This is a genomic window from Streptomyces sp. AC627_RSS907, from assembly GCF_019049165.1.
Genome location: NZ_JAGMUE010001256.1, coordinates 1 through 649, shown reverse-complemented (window position 1 = coordinate 649; position 649 = coordinate 1). Strand labels below are relative to the sequence as shown.

The following is a 649-nucleotide window of genomic DNA, read 5'->3' as shown; positions in this document are numbered from 1 at the left end:
CTCCCAGACCATGGAGTGCACGCCCAGCTTCGGCTTCCAGTGGAACTTGACCAGCGTCGTCTTCCCCTCGGCGTTGACCAGCCGGAAGGTGTGGACGCCGAACCCCTCCATCGTGCGGTAGGAGCGCGGGATGCCGCGGTCGGACATGTTCCACAGGGTGTGGTGGACCGCCTCGGTGTGCAGCGAGACGAAGTCCCAGAACGAGTCGTGCGCGCTCTGCGCCTGCGGGATCTCCCGGTCCGGGTGCGGCTTGCCGGCGTGGATGATGTCGGGGAACTTGATCGCGTCCTGGATGAAGAACACCGGGATGTTGTTGCCGACCAGGTCCCACACACCCTCGGTGGTGTAGAACTTCGTCGCGAAGCCGCGGGTGTCACGCACGGTGTCGGCCGAGCCGCGCGAGCCCAGCACGGTGGAGAAGCGCACGAACACCGGCGTTGCCACGTCCTTGGCCAGGAACGCGGCCTTGGTCACCTGGCTGGCCGTGCCGTAGCCGTGGAAGACGCCGTGCGCCGCCGCGCCGCGCGCGTGCACCACGCGCTCCGGGATGCGCTCGTGGTCGAAGTGGGTGATCTTCTCGCGCAGGTGGTGGTCCTGGAGCAGCACCGGGCCGCGCGGGCCGGCCTTCAGCGACTTGTCCGTCTCGTAC

At 68.3% G+C, this 649-nt stretch carries 1 protein-coding gene; it reads right to left on the bottom strand.

From position 1 onward, the window contains the following. Positions 1 to 649 (bottom strand): catalase (locus KUM32_RS41350; RefSeq protein WP_217146784.1); only part of this gene is annotated, 649 nt, incomplete at both ends.